This window comes from Pseudomonadota bacterium, assembly GCA_010028905.1.
GTDB lineage: Bacteria > Vulcanimicrobiota > Xenobia > RGZZ01 > RGZZ01 > RGZZ01.
Window position 1 is genome coordinate 1 of the sequence record RGZZ01000922.1, and the last position, 1050, is coordinate 1050.

General features: G+C 52.0%; 1 protein-coding gene. It reads left to right on the forward strand.

What is annotated here, in order from left to right:
* Positions 1–245 precede the first annotated feature (245 nt).
* On the forward strand, positions 246–1019 hold the full coding sequence (locus EB084_26385; GenBank protein NDD31791.1) for a hypothetical protein: 774 nt from the start codon (positions 246–248) through the stop codon (positions 1017–1019).
* The last annotated feature ends 31 nt before the right edge of the window (positions 1020–1050 follow it).

Genomic DNA, 1050 nt, shown 5'->3' on the forward strand with positions numbered 1-1050 from the left:
AGAGGTACTTGTTCGTGTGCAGCGGAAGCGACTGGAACTGTACTTTGTGTTGATCAGGCGATTTTCGAGGTCGTGCGAATGGACGCACCTTATCGCATACATCGTGCTGATGTCGACTGCGTGCGTGCGTGTAGACACCGACGTCTGATCAGTTTTGATCATGAGTGTGTAGATAAGTATAAGGGACAGACGTCGGAGAACACACACGACAACTGCAAACAAAAACAAAACAAAACAAGCAGGTCATGTCGTCTTCGTTGCACATCACGTATGCGGACGACGTCGAAGCTACCAGTGCCAGGCTGGAGGACGCCTTGTCACAGGACGAGCCTCTTGTGGAACTATTGTTGTGTAGAAGCCTCATCGACGCTTCGATGCTTGCGAAAGTTCTGAATCGCTACGCCTTGACACTACGGACGTTTCATATGGAGGAGATAGCGTTGGTTGATGCCGATACGGAATGTGTGGATCAGGTGTACGAGACGGTCCTCGAAGCGCTTGCGAATGCGACGAAGATTGAAGAACTCGTCATCCTCGTTGCACGCGACGCAAATTACAGAGTGGCTCGTGCGGACATGCTTGTGAATGCGATGAGTTGCATGCCTCGACTCACACATGTGCAATTCTGCCGCGTCTTCACATCCGAGATTGCGCTGAACGCCGCGATCGACGCACTCGACGCAATCAAGGTGTTGATACTGCACTACGAGGACGAAGGCTCGGTCGAGACGCTCGACATGTTGACCATGCTCGTCGAAGCATCCTTCAAATCACTCACGTCCATTGAGGTGGCGGGGTGTCCCAACGTATTCAAGAATGAGGAGGCGAGTGTCCACTTCTGTGACGCCCTTCTGAAATGCGACGCCCTCGAGTACATAAGCATCATCGAGAACAATCTCGACACCAGCGTTGCAAATGCAATGCGCAACATCCTCCAAGAGTCGAAAGCCCGTAGAGTGAACATTGAGACCTCTGAACTCCCCGTTCGTGAGTCGAATGATAGCGTAGACTCGTGCTGACAACAAGCGGACACGCGATATCGGGAAGGAA